Source organism: Ornithinibacillus halophilus, from assembly GCF_900129485.1.
Lineage (GTDB): Bacteria > Bacillota > Bacilli > Bacillales > Amphibacillaceae > Ornithinibacillus > Ornithinibacillus halophilus.
The window spans coordinates 12,630-31,828 of record NZ_FQVW01000038.1; the positions used below are offsets into that span (position 1 = coordinate 12,630).

A 19,199-nucleotide genomic window follows, 5' to 3' on the forward strand; every position below is an offset into this window, starting at 1 on the left:
GGTACCAAAACTTAAAATCCCCACATGTGTACTGAATGAAAATTACGAACTAGTAAATCCTATAACCATTATAAACTAATGAAAATGGAGTGCTCAACTATGGATAATTTAAGTCATGAACAAGCAATTATTTTATTAAACGAGTTGTTAAATGAAGATGTAAAGGAAATATTTGAGGAAGAGTTAAAAAATGCTGGTGAGCATGGGGATCCTGTTTTTCAAGTTACCAACAGTGAAGGAATGAAAGTGAATGTAGAAGTGGAGTGGAATCAAGAAGGGGATTATTTAGTGTATGCCATTCGTGAGTAAGTAATTTGTTAACTAACTTCTCCCCAATTAGTTTCCTGTAAATACTATTATCTGTAAGGTTGAGGGCATGGGATTACATGTCCTTCTTCGATTCTCAATTAATAACACAAAAAATATATCTGCCTAATCCACATTATGCACCTATAAAATTTGACGTAATTATTCACTATTTGTTCACAATCCCCTTCGTTTTATTTCTGAACATGTGACAAACATCACACTTTTAATCTACCTACAGATCTATACTAAATATGTGATTCGAATTACTAAGAGATGAGATATGCAGAAGATTGTAAAAACGGTCACAAATATGCCTTATTTTGTTCATATTTCGTCTATTGTTCTTCAAAAAGCCTATTGATATAGTTGATATGGTCAAAAACTTTATTCAATGCTATGTCGCACTGGTAGAAGAATTTTTTTTAAAACTTAATTTAGACTATTTATACATCGATAGGAGGGGAAAAGGTGAAACATCGATTTTCATTTCCCATCACTCTAGTTGCCATGTTTCTAGCAATCTTTGTGATTGTACAACCTGTATCTGCGCAAATTGCCGATGGAACATACGAGTTAGATTATGAAATGAAAGAGGCACATAGTGAAAATACATCTATTGCTGACGGATATTTTACAAAGCCAGCAACATTAACCGTTCAAAATGGTGTTCAATACATTCAAATGACAGTGACGGGAAGCAATTACATTGAGTCACTTTCAGCACCAACTGGCCCAGTTGAAACTCTAAGCGAGGATACAGAAAAACATATCCGAGTTGTGAAGTTCAAAGTGGAGGCTGATTTATCAAAACCACTTGATATGGAAATGCGTATCATTGTACCAGATTTATACGATATGACACATACTGCACGAGCTGTTTTTGATCTGAGTGGCGTACAGAATAAGTCTGAATCAATTGAGGAAAAAAATGTGAACAAAGACACAAGTAAAACAGAATCTTCTAAATCTGAAGAGCAAAAAAATGACGTAGTTGAAAGTAATAAAAAAGAAGAAGAATCCAAACAGGATGAACAAGCTAACGAAGATACAAAATCCGAAACTGCTGCATCAGAATCAGAGGACGTAGCAGCTGAAGAAAATGCTGATTCAGAAGAAGAAGTGGAAGAAGAAAATGCCGAATCCACTGAAGATGAAATAGAAGAAGATATTCAAGTCGAGGAAGAAACAGAAGAAACTACAAATGCTGCTAATGAAACTACAGACGATGCGGAAGAAAAATCTAGTTCTCTATGGATCGTATTCGTAGTTATTGCAGTAGTTGTCATTGGAATTGTGCTGTGGATACTTCGCAAAAAAGCGAAATAATAGATAAATAAAAGGGAGAGAAAGAGAATGAATAAACGATTTAAATTAGTAGTCGCTCTATTACTAGCAATCTTTACCCTACCAGTTTTCGGTAATGCTGTATTTGCTGAAAGCACGGACTTTGAAGATGGGGAACATGAGATTAATTACATCATTTTAAAAAGTGATAGTAATGATATATCAAGTGCTGCAAAATCATTCGTGAAACCTGCAAAACTAATTGTTGAACAAGGTACAAAAATAGTGCAAATTGGTTTTAAAGGTAGCAGTATGATTACAGAACTTGAAATGCAAGAAGTTGACTTTGAAGTAACAAGAAATACAGAAGAAAATATTGGAGTTCTCGAAATCGAATTATTAGATGGTGAACTAACAGATACTCTTTTCATGGACATGGTGATTGATACAAGTTTATTTGGTGGTCCTGGAATTATGCCTCATAAAGATGTACGTTTATTTTTAAATGTTGACTCTATAGAGGATATTCCTGAAGAACAACTAGAAGCATCTATTAAAAATGAAGAACAATCAGAAGATGAAAATAACGAAGAAATCACAACAGACACAGAATACTACACAATTGATTTCGCAGCATTACATGCAGAAGAAGAGAAGCCATCTACAATGGCAGGATTTATGGCAAAAACTGCATTTGTGTCAGAACAAGATGGAAAAGTAGCAGTAACAATTGGAGTTGCTGATCAAACAGTTACTAAACTACAATTAAATGGCCAAGATTCCGTTGCATCTGAAGTGAAAAACGCTACTAGATTTGAAACGTTTGAATTTGAAAGTTTGCCAGCTTCTGCTGAGGGATATGTTGAATATCAAGCTCCATTTGGAGGGGATATCCATTATGGAAAAGCTGATTTCAGAATGGTATTTGATGAGTCTACAGTAGAAGAGGCTGACCTAGAAGACCAATATGCAAATGAATATGTACCAGCACCTAGACCAACTCCAGGTCAAGGAGAAGAAAGTAAAGAAGAAACAACTGAAGAATCAAAAGAAAACACTGAAACAACCGAAGATGATAAAAATGTAGAAAAAGAAACAGAAGAAGTAGTGAAAGAGGAAGAAACAAAAGTAGACCCATTTGCTCCAGATAAAGTGTACGAAATCAATTATTCTGTAAAACACGCAACTGAAGATGAAACATCTGCAGCAGATCAATTTTTCGTAAAACCTGCTAAACTATTAGTGAAAGATGGCGTAAACTACATTCAACTTACGGTAACTAATAGTGATATGATCGATTCATTAACGACAGAGAATGGCGATGTAGTAGTCGTACAGAAAAACGCTGATGGTTCTATGGTTGTTCAATTTAAAGTAGATGGCAATTTAGCTGATGCGATTACAATGGACATGCATATCACCGTTCCAAACATGTACAGCATGGAGCATAGTGCACGTTTATTCCTAGATTTAGATAGCCAAAAAGAAATCGCAACAAACGATGTAAAGGTTGCTGAATCTGCTAATAACAACGGAATTACTGTGAACCCTAAAACAGGTGAAGACACAAACCTATTACTTTATGTCTTCCTATTAATCGGTTCTGCTGTTCCATTATTCATGATTGCTAGAAAACGTCTAGCTCAATAATTAAATAATAGGCTTAAGTCTTACTGTTGAATCTAGCAGTAAGACTTGAGTATTTTTGATAGATTAAATGCTTCAGTATTCAACAATAAAAGAGGTGTTCGCTACAATGAAAAAATTATATCCATTATTCCTCACCTTGTTCATCCTTCTCATAGCTGCTGGTTGTAGCACAAGTGATGCTTCTGATACAACGAACACAAATAACGACTCCCAAACTAGCACAGAAGAAGCAACTAGCGAAGAGAGTGAAGATCGTATTATTTCAACGACAGTAGCAATAACAGAGATTATGGACCAACTTGAATTAGATTTAGTGGGCATTCCAACTACGTATAAAGATTTACCTGAACGATATGAAGGTTTACCAGAGGTGGGGCTTGCAATGAGTCCAGATATGGAAATCATTCGTTCCCTAAAACCGACAGATATTTTAACAGTGACAACATTAACTCCATATGTGGAAGAAACGTATCAACAGAAAGATACACCGGAAACCTATGTTGACTTGGAAAGTGTAGAAGGAATGTACGACGCTATTTTGGGTCTTGGGGAGAAGTATGACCGTACGGAACAAGCAGAAGCGATCGTGAAGAATTTTGAAGAAAAAATGACTGAAATCGAAGCAGAAATTGAAGGAAAAGAATCTCCAACCGTTCTTATTTTATTAGGTGTTCCGGGAAGTTATCTCGTGGCAACGGAAGACTCCTATGTAGGTGACCTTGTGCGACGTGCTGGTGGAATTAATGCTGTGTCTGATAAAGGGGTCGAATACATTTCCTCCAATACAGAAAATCTACAGCAATCCAATCCAGATGTAATTTTGCGAATGGCACATGGAATGCCAGATGAAGTAGTGGAGATGTTTGACCTGGAATTTAAAGAAAATGACATATGGAAGCATTTCAAAGCAGTTCAAGATGGTCGTGTGTATGACTTGGAAGAAACGCGTTTTGGTACTACAGCAAACTTAGCTGCACCAGAAGCATTAGAAGAATTAGTCGATATGCTCTACTAAGTGGAGCGCCCAGAACTAGCCCCGATGAAAGAGGTTTTGATGATGTACAAAAAGATAATTAGTTTCATAGTCGTGACAATTTTACTTTTTGTTGTAACGATTTATTCCATGGTAACAGGAAGTATTGAAATTACAGTAGGAGAACTATTGAAAGGTCTTTTTACTGGGACTAATGACAATGTGGAAATTATCAAAGATTTACGCTTGCCACGGATTATTATCGCTATTTTTGCTGGGGCAGCATTGTCGGTTTCAGGTGTGCTTTTACAATCGGTAATGCGAAATCCACTAGCAGAACCAGGAATTATCGGGGTATCTTCTGGTGCCGGATTCGTATCCATAATCATGATTACCTTCTTTCCGACGTTATTTTTCTATACACCATTATTCTCTTTTATTGGTGGAGCGTTGGCATTTCTACTTGTGTATATGTTTTCTTGGAAGTCCGGGCTCAATCCGTTACGCATGATTTTAATCGGTGTTGCCATTAATGCAGTATTCACGGGGTTAAGTGAATTATTAAGTGCACAAAATGCCAGTAGTATGATGTCCGGAATTTCTGTCACTTCATCCACATTAACGATGAAAACGTGGAATGATGTACATGTGATGGTCCTTTACGGATCAATCGGCTTGATTCTAGCATTTTTAGTTTTTGCATGGTGTAATCACCTAGGTTTAAAAGATAAAACATTGAAAAACCTTGGATTCCGCGTAAACCGTGCCCGATTTATTATTTCAATTATTGCTGTTTTACTAGCATCTGTAGCAACGGCGATTGCTGGGATGTTTACGTTTGTTGGATTACTTATCCCACATATTGGTCGTACATTAGTTGGAACCGATCATAAAGTGCTAATCCCATTTTCAGCTATAGCTGGTGCTTTATTAATTTTAACTGCTGATACTCTAGGAAGAACAGTAGCTGCACCAATTGAAATTCCAGCATCAATCATCATGGCAGTTATTGGTGGACCATTCCTCATATTCCTGCTTAGAAAGAGTGATCGTATCTATGGAAATTAATGATATAACTTTTGCCTATCAAGACAAAATCACACGTCTACACAAGGTGAATGCACAGTTAAAAAAAGGGGAAATTACTACGATTATTGGTCCGAATGGTTGTGGGAAATCGACTTTACTTAGTGTATTAACGAATAATAATCAGCCCCAAGCAGGCCAAGTTATTTTAGATGGAAAAGTTTTGAATAAGTACAAGCCAAAGGAACTTGCCAAAAAACTAGGGGTTGTCCACCAACAAAATACAGCACCTGCTGATATGACTGTGGAAAAATTAGTTCATTATGGCCGTCTACCTCATAAAAATACATTTTCTCCACAGTCGGAAAAAGATGAGCAGATGGTAGAGTGGGCGCTGAAATGTACGGGCTTGTATGAACGAAGACATGATGCAATCGATACCTTATCCGGTGGGCAGCAACAACGTGTTTGGATCGCAATGGCACTGGCCCAAGATACACCATTTCTTTTTCTCGATGAACCAACTTCCAATCTGGATATGTATTATCAATATGAAATATTAGAATTGGTTAAGCAATTATGTGAGGAGCATGGCCTGACGATTGTTATGGTATTGCACGATATTAACCAAGCCATTCAATACAGCCATACTATTATTGCAATGAAACAAGGGAAAGTAATTGAAACAGGGAACCCGAAAGAGATTGTTACAAGGGAATTGATCCAAGAGGTCTATGGTGTGAACGTGGTCGTTAAAGATGATGAGGACGTTGGAATGTATATCGTTCCTTTAGGAATATAGTTTGTTTTTGGTAGAAGGAGACTCACTTTAAAAGGGTAGGATGATAGGTATGAAGAAAACAATGTATCGAATAGTGTTTATCATATGTTTAGGTGTTTTTCTTTATGCTGGATATGGCATTGCTACAACGGTAATCGATTATTATAAAAATAGTCGCGAGGTTGCAGAAATTCAAGAAACATTTTACGAACCAACATCTGCAGAAGAAATCGTAGACGATGTTCCTGTAGCGGAAGAAGAGGATGGTCTGTCCATTCGTCCAGAATTTCAAGAGTTGCATCAGCAAAATGAGGACATTGTTGGTTGGATTAAAATAGAAGACACTAAAATCGATTATCCTATCCTTCATTCCAAAAATAATGAAGAATATTTAACACAAAATTTTAATAAAGAATACTCCATTCTTGGTAGTATCTTCATGGATTACCGAAATGACATCGAGAATCCAAGCAAAAATACGATTATCTATGGACATCGTACAAAAAATGGAACGATGTTTGAGCATTTAACAAAGTTTAAGGATCAAGACTTCCTAAAAAATCATCCAACCATTGAATTGGATACATTATATGAATCAATTGAAGCAGAAGTATTCGCTGTCTATATTACAACTACAGATTTTAATTATATCCAAACCGATTTTATAAGTGACAAATCCTATGAACAATTTCTTACCCAAATAAAAGAAGCCTCCATGTTTGATACAGACGTCGAAGTAACCGCTGATGACCGAATCATTACACTATCCACCTGTGACTATGAATTGGATAACCACAGTGGACGAATGGTCGTGCAAGCAAAAATTGTTGAGTAAATGGGGGAGAGGTGGAGCGAATTTCGTATGTTTTGGAGCGATTTTTTAGGAGTGGCGAGCGACTTTGCTATGGTGAGGAGCGAATCCTCCAGTCTCACGAGCAACTTCACCCTGATGAGGAGCGACTATCCAAGTTCGGCGAGCGACTTCACCCTTGTGAGGAGCGACTCTCTAAGTACATGGAGCGACTTCTCCCTGTTGAGGAGCGAACTCCCTAGTCCGGCGAGCGACTTCCTCCTGTTGAGGAGCGACTTCCCCTAGTTGAGGAGCGACAATCCAAGTTCGGCGAGCGACTTCCCCTTGTTGAGGAGCGAACTCCCCAGCCCCACGAGCGACTTCCCCCCAATGAGGAGCAACTTCCCCAGCTCCGCGATCAACTCCACCCCGATGAGGAGCGATTCCAACAGTCCGAGGAGCGAATTCCACTCCATGACGATCACCCACCCAACAAACCCGAGCACTCCACCCAGCCCCAAATCCACCAACAAAAAAGAGCACTCCCACCCGAGTGCTCTTTTTCTATTCTACTAAGCCCACCACATATCTCCAACAGACTCTTTCACCATCACTGGTTGAAGGGTATTGACGGCTTTTGTAAATCCTTCATCAATCGACATGAGGCCATCTTCATGTTCGATGCTTACCACATAATCATATCCATATAGTCGCAACATGCTAATCATATCGGCCCAAACTTTGGCGTCATGACCAAATCCAACCGTACGGAAATACCAAGCGCGGTTTTGCATGTCATCGTAGGAAGTCATATCCGTTATTCCATTTCGATTCACATTTGGTTGATCAATCACCGTATCTTTGGCATGGAAATGATGAATGGCATTTTCACGTCCTAATATTTTGATCGATTCCACTGGGTCAATGCCTTGCCACCACATATGGCTTGGATCAAGATTTGCCCCGATTGCTGGGCCACATGCTTCTCTTAAACGTAACAATGTAGCAGGAGTATGTACGGAAAAACCACCATGTAGCTCTAAGCCAATTTTCACTTGGTGTTTTTCAGCACATGCTGCTTTTTCTTTCCAATAAGGAATGATTTTTTCTTCCCATTGCCATTTTAAAATTTCCTGGAATTCTGTAGGCCACGGTGCTACCGGCCAGTTCGGATATTTGGCATCTTCATGATCCCCTGGACAGCCTGAAAATGTATTGACTACCGGAATCCCAAGTTTTCCAGCAAGTTCGACTGTTTTATCAAATAACGTATCTGCCTTTTCGGCAATACGCTTTTGTGGATGCAGAGGATTACCATGGCAACTTAAAGCGCTTACAATTAATCCGCGACTTTCAATTTTCTCCATAAATTCCTTCTGTTTCTGTTCATCTGCTAGTAATTCATCGACTTTGCAATGTGCATCACCTGGAAAACCACCTGTCCCTAATTCGACAGCTTCAATTCCTTTTGAAGCAACGTGATCCAGCATTTCATCTAGATTTTTATCAGAAAATAAAACTGTAAAAACCCCTAATTTCATTCAAAAACCTCCCCAATCTTCTTTGTAATCCGTTACATCCATTATACATAATTCTCAAAAAAATCAATAGGAAAAATCATTATTTTTAAAATTAACACGCAATTCCATGTTGACATATTATTAAAACAACTATAAAATCATATTTGTAATCGATTACATTTTACAACTAAATATTGAAGGTAGGAATCATCATGGCTAATATACAACAAATTGCACAACATGCAGGTGTATCCGTAGCAACGGTTTCTCGAGTTTTAAATAATGCCACTTCGGTAACACCAGAAACTAGGAGAAAAGTTGAAGTTGCGATTAAAGCTCTCAACTATCAACCTAGTATGTTGGGGAGAAACCTACGAAACTCGGAAAGCCGCCTGATGCTTGTATTACTACCTAGTATTTCCAACCCATTTTACACAGAAATCATCAATGGCATCCAAAACACAGCAATTGCGAACAACTACAATATCCTTCTATGTGAGACAGACTCCAAGCCCGAACGCGAAAATATATATTTCAACATGGTAAAAAACAAACTTGCCGATGGGATTATTTCGATGGATCCTACCGTCAACATGCAAAAACTAAATGAACTCAGCAAAGATCATCCCGTCATTCTCTGTAGTGAGTATGAGCAAGGTGGTAGCATCCCGTATGTCACTGTGGATAGTGAAGTTGCTGCGTATCAGGCGGTAAAGCATTTAATTAAATTGGGGAATGAAAAGATTGCTCTGATTAATTCCGATGAAAAATTCCTCTATGCGAGGCTTCGTCGGGCTGGATATGAACGTGCATTGAAGGAATTTAAGTTACCAATTCGTGATGAATGGATTTACAACACGAAGGAACTAGAATTTGAACATGGTGTCCAAGCGATGAGGATGTTGCTGCAACTCGAAGAACAGCCTAATGCCGTATTTGCTGTTTCGGATACGTTAGCAATTGGCGCATTAAAGGCGTTAAATAATGGAATCAAAGTTGACCATCCGATTGCTATTATGGGGTTTGATAATATTAGTTTTTCTAGTATGACAAATCCAACGCTGACGACTGTCGCACAACCGATGTACAAAATGGGATGCCTTGCAGCTGAAATGCTCATGAGTAGCATGAAAGGGGAAAAGGTGGAAAGCATTGTCATGGACCATGAATTAATTATTCGTGAGTCGACCATGTTGTAATTTTGAGTAAGGAGGTTTTGTTGTTGGGATTTAATGTAGGTATTATCGGGTGTGGATCCATTACAAGATTCCGACATGCACCAGAATACATGGCGAATCCTCATGTAGACGAAATCGTATTTTATGACAGAAACATAGAAAGATCGCAACGTCTAGCTGAAGAATTTGGTGGACGCGTGGCAGAAAAATTAGAGGATTTACTCAGTGATCCAACAATAGTCGCGATTAGTGATTGCTCCTCTAATGAAGCACACCATATCAATACGACAAAGGCATTGCTTAGTGGGAAACATGTATTATGTGAAAAACCACTAGCAACGACTGTGGAACAAGCAGAGAAAATTATAGAAGCAGAACAACAATCAGGGAAAAAACTGATGCTTGATCATAATCAACGATTTACAAATGCACATCAAAAAGCAAAAGAAATTATCGATAACAAAGAGCTAGGCGAAGTGCTTACTTTTAAAACGACTTTCGGCCATGAAGGACCGGAAAGTTGGGGAGTAACAAAGTCAAATGCAACATGGTTCTTTAAAAAAGATCGCTCACATTCCGGTGTTGCTGGGGACCTTGGGATTCACAAAATCGATTTGATCCATTATTTATTAAATGATGAAATCACAGAAGTTCATGCATTCCACGGAGCATTGGATAAAGTGAATGAAAAAGGGGAACCGATTGAGGTTTGTGACAATGTTGTCAGTGCCTTGAAAACGAAAAAAGGTCGACTAGGAACCGCATCTTTTTCTTGGACCTATTATGGCAAGGAAGATAACTCAACGACGATTTACTGCCAAGAAGGAGTTATGAAAATTTATCATGATCCAGATGCACAACTTATCATTGAAAAAAGGGATGGCTCTGTAATCAAATATGAATTGGAGCAAATCCAAACGAATGATAACCAAACGTCAACAGGTGTAATAGACGCTTTTATTGACTGCATTGTGCACGACAAGAAGCCACCTGTTACTGGTCAGGAAGCAATTGCATCGTTACGAGTAATAGAGGAAATATTGGCTAACTGATTTAATGTAATAAAAATATTCAAAATAGTTTGACCTGAAGTTATTTTTCTTTTAAGATGTTTGTAACGGATTACATTTGAGTATTTGGTATCGCAGTAAAAATCGAGTGGGGGATGATTCAATGATTCGTGTAGGACTTGTAGGATTAGGATTTATTGGAAAAACCCATTTGGAGGCATATCGTCACATACCAAATGCGAAAGTAGTTGCACTCTGTTCACGAAGTCAACCACAAATAGAGTTTGATGGAGATATTGTGTCAGAATATGAGGAGCTATTAAAACGTGAAGATATCGATGTTGTTGATCTTTGTGTGCCAACATTTTTACACGAAGAAATGATAACAAAAGCTGCCGAAGCAGGAAAACACATCATCTGTGAAAAGCCATTGACCCTGACTGAAGAGTCGGCGAAACGAATTTTCCAAGTAGTGGAGGATTTTCAGGTTCGATTGTTTGTCGGGCATGTGCTCCGTTTTTGGCCAGAGTATAAAGCAATTAAATCCTATTGCGAGAAAATGGATACTCCTGAATTCATTCATGCTAGTCGATTAGGGCAATTACCGAATTGGAGCAATTGGTTCCAACATCCAGAAAAAAGTGGTGGTGCCTTGTTTGACCTCCATATTCATGATATCGATTTTGCCTATTATTTACTAGGTGAGGTAGAGCGTGTCTATGCAGTTGGTCAAAGAAATCAACACGGGGCATGGAATCATGTGGTGACAACACTGACATTTAAAAAACAAGCAAAAGCAGTAATCGAAGGATCACAGCGCATGCCAAAAAGCTATCCATTTACGATGACATTCCGGGCACAAGCAGGAGAAAATGCATTGGATTTTCAATTGAAAGCAGGAGAGAATATTGAAACAATTAATGCGAGTCAATTTCAATTGTATGAAGGAGAAACTATCAAATCAATTGATGTTGAGGAGACCGATGCCTTTCAAAATGAATTAACTTATTTCATTGACTGCTTGGAAAAGAATCAAGAAAACAAAATCATTCCATTAGAAGATGTCTTATACATAATTAAACTACTACAAAAGATTAACCAATCGTTAGAAACGAATACTGAGATTAAAGTAGATTGAAAGGTTTGAAAGCGCTTTTTTAAAATGAGATTTATCAAAAACAATTGGTTTTACATTTTATTTTATATAAATTTAAGGGGGTTTTTTCATTGAAAAAACAAGTAAAATTGTTAGCTGTACTAGGAATGGTTTTATTTTTAGCAGTATTAGCAGCATGTGGTGGCGGAGACAATAATTCTGGTAACGGAAACAACAATGACAATGATAATGCAGACTCTGGTGACAAGCATAAAGTAGGTATTTTAGCACCACAAGTTACCCATGGTTGGGTTGCAGCAGTAGCATATCATGCAGAAAGTCGCGCTGAAGAATTAAAAGAAGAAGGAAAGATTGAGTATCAAATCCACACTAGTGGTGATGCTTCAGAAATGACTTCCCAGTTAGATGACTTAAAAACTTGGGGTGCAGAAGTAATCGTTGCTTTCCCACAATGGGAAGGGATGGAAGTACCAATACAACAAGCAATGGATGAAGGTATTGAAATTGTAAACTTTGATATCGTCATTGATGTTGATGGAGTGTATCGTGTTGCAGGTGACAACTATGATATGGGTGTCCAAGGTGCCAACTATATCAAAGATAAAATTGGAACAGAGGGTGAAGTTGTTGTCCTTGAAGTGCCATCAGCTGGATCTGTTTCTGAGCTAAGAACAGCTGGATTTATGGATACTATTGAAGAAATTGCACCAGATTTAAACATTCATACGTATGCGACACAGTTTACTAGAGAAGATGGTCTTTCTGATTTCGCTGATATTTTAACAAGCTTAGATAAAATTGACGCTGTTTATTCATTGGATGATGAAACTTCCATTGGGGTTCTTCAAGCAATTAATGAAGCTGGTAGAGATGATATCCAAGTAGTAACTGGTGGAGGCGGAATGCAAGAATACTTCAAGATGATGCCAGAAAACGAAGATATTTGGATTCAATCTGCCCTATACAGCCCTGCAATGGTTAAAGATGCAGTAGACTTAGCTGTTGATTTACTTGATGGAAAAGACGTTGACGAGGAAAAAATTATTCCTACAACTGTAGTAGACCGTGACAACCACGAAGATTTCTTAGACGATGGATCTCCTTACTAAGAGAGTCCCATAATACAAGAGGGGTTATGGCTTAGCTATAGCCCTTCTTTTCTCAATTAAAGTTAAGTTAATTAGGATGTGATTACATGAAAATTGAGATGAATAACATACGAAAATCCTTTGGGAGTAATGATGTCATCAAGGATGTGTCTTTTTCAGTTGAGGGTGGGGAAATCACCGCACTACTCGGTGAAAATGGAGCTGGGAAATCTACTTTAATGAATATTCTTGGTGGTGTTCTCCAAGCGGATACTGGGTCGATTGTAATCGATGGAAAAGAAGTCCATTTCAAAACGCCTGCCGAATCGTTAGAAGCTGGAATTGCCTTTATACACCAAGAATTAAACCTTATTAATGATTTGCCAATCTATGAAAATATGTTTCTAGGTCGAGAAATAAAAACTAAGTATGGAAGCTTGGACCTCAAGAAAATGTATGATCAAACTGCAGAAATGTTTGAGCGGATGAATGTTGATTTGGATCCGAATAAAATGGTGGGCGATTTAGATGCGTCCTATAAACAAATCGTTGAAATCTGCCGTGCGATGATGACAAATGCCTCCATTATTATTATGGATGAGCCAACTACCTCATTAACGGACTCCGAAATTGAACGAGTTTTTAAGATGATGAAAACGATGCAGGAGCATAATGTTGGGATTATTTTTATCTCTCATAAACTAAATGAAGTAATGCAAATCTGCAACCGCTATTTAGTTCTTCGCGATGGAAATCTTGTCTCCAGAGGAAACGTGAGTGATGTTACGACAAAAGATCTAGCTAGTTATATGGTTGGGTATGATGTGCGTACTGAATCATTACGTCGTCATAAGGAAACTGATGAAATAGGGGAAGAAGTGTTGCGTGTGGAAGGGTTGACTAATGATCATCATTTTCGAGATATCAGTTTTTCCATTAAAGCAGGAGAAATTGTCGGTGTAACAGGACTTCTTGGAGATGGTCGTAGTGAACTTTTTCAGGCGATTTTTGGTGCGAATAAGTACATATCCGGAAAGGTATTCTTTAATGGAAAAGAAGTCAAGGTAAAAAGTACGTGGCAGGCTATAAAAGAAGGAATCGCCTATCTTCCTCGTAATAGAAAAGAAAATGGAATTGTAAAGGATATGGATATTTTTGAAAATGCGTCGATTGTCACTTGGCCAATGTTCTCTAAGCATGGTGTTATCAATACAGAAAAACACAGGCAAAAGTTTGACGAACAGAGGAATGCATTGCGTTTGAAGATGGGGGCAATGACAGATAACATTACGAGTCTTTCTGGAGGAAATCAACAGAAAGTAGTGCTATCAAAGTGGTTAGCAGCTAACCCTAGATTGCTAATTTTAGATAATCCAACACAGGGCGTGGACGTTGGGGCAAAAGAGGATATTTACGACATTATTATAAAACTCGCTGAAGAAAATATTGCTGTCGTCGTACTGTCTAGTGAGGCGCAGGAAATTATCCGAGTATGTGACCGATCACTTGTCATGTACCATGGCGCCATTCAAGGCGAAGTTAAAGATGAAGAAATGAATGAACATACAATTATGAATCTAGCCACTGGTGGGGAGAAAGACGTAGAGAGGAGCGAACATCAAATATGAAACCAGAATTAGAACAGGGGAGTAATAGTACACCCCCAGTAAAGAAAAGAACATTTGTGGAATGGTTTAAAAATCGCTGGTCAAATGACCCGCTGTTTAGTATTTTAATTGCCCTTATTATTATGGTTATTTTGCAAACATTAACACTTGGGTTCGACTATGATTCCTTTGGTGAATGGTTCCAGGCATGGTCGAATAACTGGCTAAATATTTTACGTAATAATGCAGGAATTGGTATTGTCGCACTAGGGATGACGTTTGTTATTATGACTGGTGGGATTGACTTAGCTGTTGGTTCAACATTGGTTATTACAGGGGCCTTTTCCATGTATTTATTGGATACAGGGGCTCAAGGAATCCTCGGAGCTGTAGGAATTACTGGTGTACCAGCAATTATCCTAACTGTAATTCTGGTTATGGCATTCGGATATTTATTAGGATCTCTTATTGGAGTGACAGTAACGAAAGGGATGGTTCCACCATTCATAGCCACTCTAGGCGCAATGATGATTTTCCGTAGTGTTACCCAGCATTTTGCTCAAGGCTACAACACAACTGTGCCTACAGAGTTTTTACAGATTTCTAGTTTTAAAATCGGCAACTATATGATAATGCCAATCATCTATTGGATTATCATTGCAGCCATTCTGTATTACGTATCAAAGCGTACCACATTTGGTAGACAAATCATCGCTGTTGGTTCTAATGAAAAAGCCGCAAAATTATCTGGCGTAAATGTGGACAAAGTAAAACTTCGCGTCTATGCCTTAATGGGACTACTAGTATCAATTGCAGCTATCATTCAAGTATCGCGAATTGGTTCCATGGATTTCTCGAACGCAGGAAGAGGAATGGAAATGGATGCCATCGCAGCAGCCGTTGTCGGTGGAACAAACATGCTTGGTGGACGAGGGTTTATTCTTGGAACGGTTTACGGAATGTTAATCATAGCCGTTATGAACAATCTATTAAACTTATTTGGCGTACCTCCATTTTTACGAGAAGCCTTCAAAGGAATCATCGTAATTGTGGCCGTACTGCTGCAGAGAAAAGAGAAAAATGCATAATAATTTAAATGATGCTCCAACTTTAGGGTTGGAGTATTTTTTTGTGGTTAGGGATGGAGCGAGTTGATTGGGGTGGCGAGCGAATTAGCTGGGGGTGCGAGCACAAAAGGGAGTGTGGCGAGCGAATTTAATAGGAGGTGGAGCGAGTTACCTCGAGGAGCGAGCGAATACCAGTTGGAGAGGAGCAAGTAACCCCGAGGCGCGAGCGAATATCAGAGGTTGAAAATCAACTTTGTTATAGGAAGGAGCGGATTTAATAGTTAGTGGATCAAATTACCCCGAGGTGTGAGCGCTAGATTCCGATACTGTACAATTAACAAACAGTGGGGATGAAAGAATCCCCACTGTTTGAGTTGCCCTTTATTTAGTATAGCGATTGGCGTAACTACTTGCCACAAATGCATCAGGTTTAATTTTGGGTTCAATGCCTAATGATTCCATCCTTGAAACCATCTCGTTGACAAAGATTCTAGTCTTATTTTTCCTTCCAGAGCCAATATCGATATGTCCCTCGATACTAAAAGAAGCACCTTTATAAATGTTTGGCAGCACTAGATCAATTAGTTTTTCCTTCTTTTCATCGGTAAACAAAGAGACGACTTCCTCTGTTAGTGAGGTTTCATAGGAAATACGTTCATGAAGATTAATCATTTTCCTCGGGATCACTACTTTTCGTATGCATGCCCAAGCTCCTTTTGTTTCCCTTTGAATGACAATTCCTGTTATAAACAAAGTGTGGTCTGTATGAATTTGTGAATCTGTTCCAAAGATGAGGCGGTAACTGCCATTAGGCTCTTTATTTATAAATTTAATTATGTGCTCAAATACTTCTTCAAATGACATATCTTTTTGACTGAGGTTTTGAAATTTATAATCAGAAGTCATATCGTCAAAATTCCTCCTAAGTTTATGAGCATCCTTCCATTTTGGTGACAGCCAGTTTATCGTAAAGCAAAGGACTATGCTTTTCTTATTACTAGTATTAGATTGGAGCGAGTATTCGATTCATAATAAAGTGTAAAAAATTAGTGTCGTAATACTATACTATGCATGATTTGAGAAAACTTTAGAAATAATCGTAGAAATAACATAAAAAAGTTGATGGTAACAGTTATTAAAAGGTAATAGAAATGGAGGTACAATTCGATTTGAATTAGTACCTCCATGCATATTTATTTGAAGAGTTATATTTCAAATGAGGGTATTTTTTAAGAAGTTATTTAGAGGTCATTTCAAGGCGCTTAATTTACTTTTTCCATTAAATTCTAATGTAATATCTACCAATAGTAACTCGTATTTATGCTTGATTTTCATGATACTCGAATCTCCTTAGGCCCACATCTTGACGGACTTCAAGCACAATGCTTTCATTGACAGTATGGTAAACTAACTCATCACCTTTTGAATTTAACAATTCTCTTGTTGCATTTTTCTCGGATATAGGCTTAATAACAGCAATATCCTCAATAAATTCTTGACTATTTTCAATGTGAGACGCAAGTACTTTTAATTTTAAGAATTGATTAGGGTACAACTTCCTAACCTCTGACCACTTCATCCTATTCACCACCATTCGTATTTTTACCTCTATTATATCATTGTCCTAAGTTAAATAAATCAGATGTTTTAAGGGCAAAGGTAATAGTTTGATAAATAGTCATAGATTAAGTGTAAATTCCTATGAGAAAAGGGATGCAAAATGCACCCCTTATTACTCAAAATCAATAAGATATTGTTCTAATTAAAAGAATGATCCAAATAAACTTCTTTCGATTTGATCGACTAGGCTTCCTATAATGCTGTCACCAATAATTAGTAGGATGATAACAACTACTACATTAACAATAATAATTCCATACATTGGGTCAATGCCTAGTTTAGGATCTTTTGCGAATGATTTAATCGAAAAGATGGCAGCAATATTTCCTAATGACATCAATCCTAGGCCAGCAGCTAGTAATAGGGAGCTAAATAGATTAATAGATAATAATAAGAACAAATATGAAACTAAAATTAAAGCTGTAGGTAACACCATTAAAGCCCCGTAAATAGCTAGTACGTGTAAGTAAGACAATTCAACACTCATTAACTTGGCTACCCCAAAGTGAATACCAATAATTACTGCAAAGAATAGTAGGAAAATAAATAATGGCTTGAAGACAGTATCAAAAAATGGAATTTCGATATAGCCAGCACTTAATTTATTGGCTAGTGTATATGTATATAAAGGCACTAATAGTGAAAAGAGTACTAGAGTTATAATTCCATTAACTTTGTCGCCTTCTGTTACATTTTGACTAGCAGTAAAAGGTCGTTTCAGTACACCTAAGAAAAAGTTAAGATAGTTTTTACTAATCTCTTTACCCTTTTCTACATATTCATTTGAGTTTCCTGCTCCTGTTTCTGTTGTTGCTGCTTGGTTCGGTGTAGTAGCACCTGCTTGAGTTGCTGCCCCACAGTTCACACAGAACTTTGAACCCTCTTCTAATTTTGTTCCACATTGAGGACAATGCATAACATATCTCTCCTAACCCATATAGTTTACTGTTAAAATATGGCGAATTTTTGCGTCTTTCCATAAATTATAACAGTAATAAATACCATTATAGTACAAAAGTATTGGAATTTCACCAAGTTTTGTCAAAAAAGTGAACAAGGTGTGAATATAATTTTTCAGTTCCTTAAATTTAATAAAAGTTTATACCAATCGTAAAGAAAGTTATATCAAATTATGCAATAATGAAGAAAAGAACTAGGGTAAAAATACCTAGTAGAGACATCTAAGGGGGAACTTGATTGCTAGCTTATACGATCGAAAAACATGAAACATCAAGAGAGTGGGTTGTTTTATTACATGGACTTGGAGGAAATCATACGATATTTTACAAACAAAAGAAGGATCTTGCGAAAAGCTATAATCTACTAATGATAGATTTTCCAGGTCATGGGGCATCGAAATCCATTCCAAATAATACAGCAGAATTGGTTGCCAAAGAAGTGATTCATGTTTTGGATGAATTAAAGCTTCAGCAAGTGCATATTGTCGCATTCTCTCTTGGAACGATTATTGCCAACGAATTATTGTATCTAATACCAAGTAGAATAAAGTCCCTTGTTAAAGCAGGTGCTATCATTCAGTGGAGTAGTTGGTCAGGTTTCTTGTTAAAACTAGCTTACAAGTTACGATTTTTAGCTCCATATATGACGTTTTACAAGCTATTTGCGTTTCTTATGATGCCAAAATCAAACCACCAACGTTCGCGAGATATTTTTATACGAGAAGCGGCAAAGATGGGGAGGAAAGAGTTCATTAAATGGGCTAAGTTAGTAACGACTCCGATTAAATCGTATGAGAAGTCTATTAAAAATAACAATACAATTAGGAAATTATATATATTAGGGAAAGAAGACCATATGTTCATTCAGTCGGCAACAAACGCTGCAGAACGTGATCAGTTTTCAGAGTTAGAGTTAATTGAAAATAGTGGACATGTTTGTATTATTGAAAAACCGGAGCAAGTTAACAAATTAATTCTCTCATTTTTGGGAGAAGCTCCCGAATTAGAAAAAGAACGAGTATCCTAGAATGAGGCTGACACCATGTTCAGCCTCATTTTTCTTAATTGATAAGAAAGGAAATTTCAGCGATGTCTAGCTCCGAGCACCTGCGACTAGCGAAGGAACTACAAAGAGATACTTCTATGCCCTTTGTGCCGAGTAACCACAGGCACAAGACTTCCTTCGCCTCCGTACGATAAAGAAGACTTGCCGATTGGTG

19 protein-coding genes are annotated in these 19,199 nt (G+C 37.7%); 14 read left to right on the forward strand and 5 right to left on the reverse strand.

Annotation, left to right across the window (positions count from 1 at the left end; translation table 11 throughout):
* Positions 1 to 99 precede the first annotated feature (99 nt).
* The 7 genes from BUB12_RS13150 to srtB all read left to right on the forward strand — a co-directional run bounded on the left by BUB12_RS13150 (position 100) and on the right by srtB (position 6,858).
* Positions 100 to 309, forward strand: coding sequence for a hypothetical protein (locus tag BUB12_RS13150; protein WP_072891386.1), 210 nt, complete (start codon positions 100 to 102; stop codon positions 307 to 309).
* Between the two features lie 468 nt (positions 310 to 777).
* Complete coding sequence (locus tag BUB12_RS13155; RefSeq protein ID WP_072891387.1) at positions 778 to 1,635, forward strand: NEAT domain-containing protein; 858 nt, start codon at positions 778 to 780, stop codon at positions 1,633 to 1,635.
* 27 nt (positions 1,636 to 1,662) lie between these two features.
* On the forward strand, positions 1,663 to 3,243 hold the full coding sequence (locus BUB12_RS13160; RefSeq protein WP_072891388.1) for an NEAT domain-containing protein: 1,581 nt from the start codon (positions 1,663 to 1,665) through the stop codon (positions 3,241 to 3,243).
* 106 nt (positions 3,244 to 3,349) lie between these two features.
* Positions 3,350 to 4,258 carry a heme ABC transporter substrate-binding protein IsdE gene (gene isdE, locus BUB12_RS13165; protein WP_072891389.1) on the forward strand — a complete coding sequence of 303 codons (909 nt, stop codon included), beginning with the start codon at positions 3,350 to 3,352 and terminating at the stop codon, positions 4,256 to 4,258.
* A 42-nt stretch (positions 4,259 to 4,300) separates the two neighbouring features.
* Positions 4,301 to 5,284, forward strand: coding sequence for a FecCD family ABC transporter permease (locus BUB12_RS13170; protein ID WP_072891390.1), 984 nt, complete (start codon positions 4,301 to 4,303; stop codon positions 5,282 to 5,284).
* Positions 5,274 to 6,044, forward strand: a complete 771-nt coding sequence (locus tag BUB12_RS13175; protein ID WP_072891391.1) for an ABC transporter ATP-binding protein — start codon at positions 5,274 to 5,276, stop codon at positions 6,042 to 6,044. The genes BUB12_RS13170 and BUB12_RS13175 overlap by 11 nt, the downstream gene beginning before the upstream one ends.
* A gap of 49 nt (positions 6,045 to 6,093) precedes the next feature.
* Positions 6,094 to 6,858 carry a class B sortase gene (gene srtB / locus BUB12_RS13180; protein WP_234982712.1) on the forward strand — a complete coding sequence of 255 codons (765 nt, stop codon included), beginning with the start codon at positions 6,094 to 6,096 and terminating at the stop codon, positions 6,856 to 6,858.
* Positions 6,859 to 7,115: 257 nt separating this feature from the next.
* Here srtB and BUB12_RS13185 read toward each other — a convergent pair whose 3' ends face one another.
* On the reverse strand, positions 7,116 to 7,289 hold the full coding sequence (locus tag BUB12_RS13185) for a hypothetical protein (protein WP_234982713.1): 174 nt from the start codon (positions 7,287 to 7,289) through the stop codon (positions 7,116 to 7,118).
* Positions 7,290 to 7,385: 96 nt separating this feature from the next.
* The gene (locus tag BUB12_RS13190; RefSeq protein ID WP_072891394.1) at positions 7,386 to 8,354 is read right to left on the reverse strand and encodes a sugar phosphate isomerase/epimerase family protein; all 969 of its coding nucleotides are present in this window, start codon (positions 8,352 to 8,354) and stop codon (positions 7,386 to 7,388) included.
* 191 nt (positions 8,355 to 8,545) lie between these two features.
* On the opposite strand from BUB12_RS13190, the gene BUB12_RS13195 reads away from it, so the two are divergent.
* The 6 genes from BUB12_RS13195 (at position 8,546) to BUB12_RS13220 (ending at position 15,421) form a co-directional block, all read left to right on the forward strand.
* Positions 8,546 to 9,532 (forward strand): LacI family DNA-binding transcriptional regulator, encoded by a 987-nt coding sequence (locus BUB12_RS13195; protein ID WP_072891395.1) that lies wholly within the window; start codon positions 8,546 to 8,548, stop codon positions 9,530 to 9,532.
* Positions 9,533 to 9,555: 23 nt separating this feature from the next.
* Positions 9,556 to 10,563: a Gfo/Idh/MocA family protein gene (locus tag BUB12_RS13200; RefSeq protein ID WP_072891396.1), complete on the forward strand. Its 1,008-nt coding sequence runs from the start codon at positions 9,556 to 9,558 to the stop codon at positions 10,561 to 10,563.
* 121 nt (positions 10,564 to 10,684) lie between these two features.
* Positions 10,685 to 11,659, forward strand: a complete 975-nt coding sequence (locus BUB12_RS13205) for a Gfo/Idh/MocA family protein (RefSeq protein WP_072891397.1) — start codon at positions 10,685 to 10,687, stop codon at positions 11,657 to 11,659.
* Between the two features lie 89 nt (positions 11,660 to 11,748).
* A complete protein-coding gene (locus tag BUB12_RS13210; RefSeq protein ID WP_072891398.1) occupies positions 11,749 to 12,747 on the forward strand; it encodes an ABC transporter substrate-binding protein in 999 nt (332 codons plus the stop codon).
* An 86-nt stretch (positions 12,748 to 12,833) separates the two neighbouring features.
* The gene (locus BUB12_RS13215; RefSeq protein ID WP_072891399.1) at positions 12,834 to 14,354 is read left to right on the forward strand and encodes a sugar ABC transporter ATP-binding protein; all 1,521 of its coding nucleotides are present in this window, start codon (positions 12,834 to 12,836) and stop codon (positions 14,352 to 14,354) included.
* Complete coding sequence (locus tag BUB12_RS13220) at positions 14,351 to 15,421, forward strand: ABC transporter permease (protein ID WP_072891400.1); 1,071 nt, start codon at positions 14,351 to 14,353, stop codon at positions 15,419 to 15,421. Before BUB12_RS13215 ends, BUB12_RS13220 begins: the two co-directional genes overlap by 4 nt.
* A 360-nt stretch (positions 15,422 to 15,781) precedes the next feature.
* Here the strand turns inward: BUB12_RS13220 and BUB12_RS13225 are convergent, their stop codons facing one another.
* The 3 genes from BUB12_RS13225 to BUB12_RS13235 all read right to left on the reverse strand — a co-directional run bounded on the left by BUB12_RS13225 (position 15,782) and on the right by BUB12_RS13235 (position 17,936).
* The gene (locus BUB12_RS13225; protein WP_072891401.1) at positions 15,782 to 16,306 is read right to left on the reverse strand and encodes a ribonuclease H-like YkuK family protein; all 525 of its coding nucleotides are present in this window, start codon (positions 16,304 to 16,306) and stop codon (positions 15,782 to 15,784) included.
* A 412-nt stretch (positions 16,307 to 16,718) separates the two neighbouring features.
* On the reverse strand, positions 16,719 to 16,979 hold the full coding sequence (locus BUB12_RS13230) for a hypothetical protein (protein ID WP_072891402.1): 261 nt from the start codon (positions 16,977 to 16,979) through the stop codon (positions 16,719 to 16,721).
* Between the two features lie 183 nt (positions 16,980 to 17,162).
* Positions 17,163 to 17,936: a zinc ribbon domain-containing protein gene (locus BUB12_RS13235; RefSeq protein ID WP_072891403.1), complete on the reverse strand. Its 774-nt coding sequence runs from the start codon at positions 17,934 to 17,936 to the stop codon at positions 17,163 to 17,165.
* A gap of 281 nt (positions 17,937 to 18,217) precedes the next feature.
* On the opposite strand from BUB12_RS13235, the gene BUB12_RS13240 reads away from it, so the two are divergent.
* A complete protein-coding gene (locus tag BUB12_RS13240; RefSeq protein ID WP_072891404.1) occupies positions 18,218 to 19,006 on the forward strand; it encodes an alpha/beta fold hydrolase in 789 nt (262 codons plus the stop codon).
* Positions 19,007 to 19,199 lie beyond the last annotated feature (193 nt).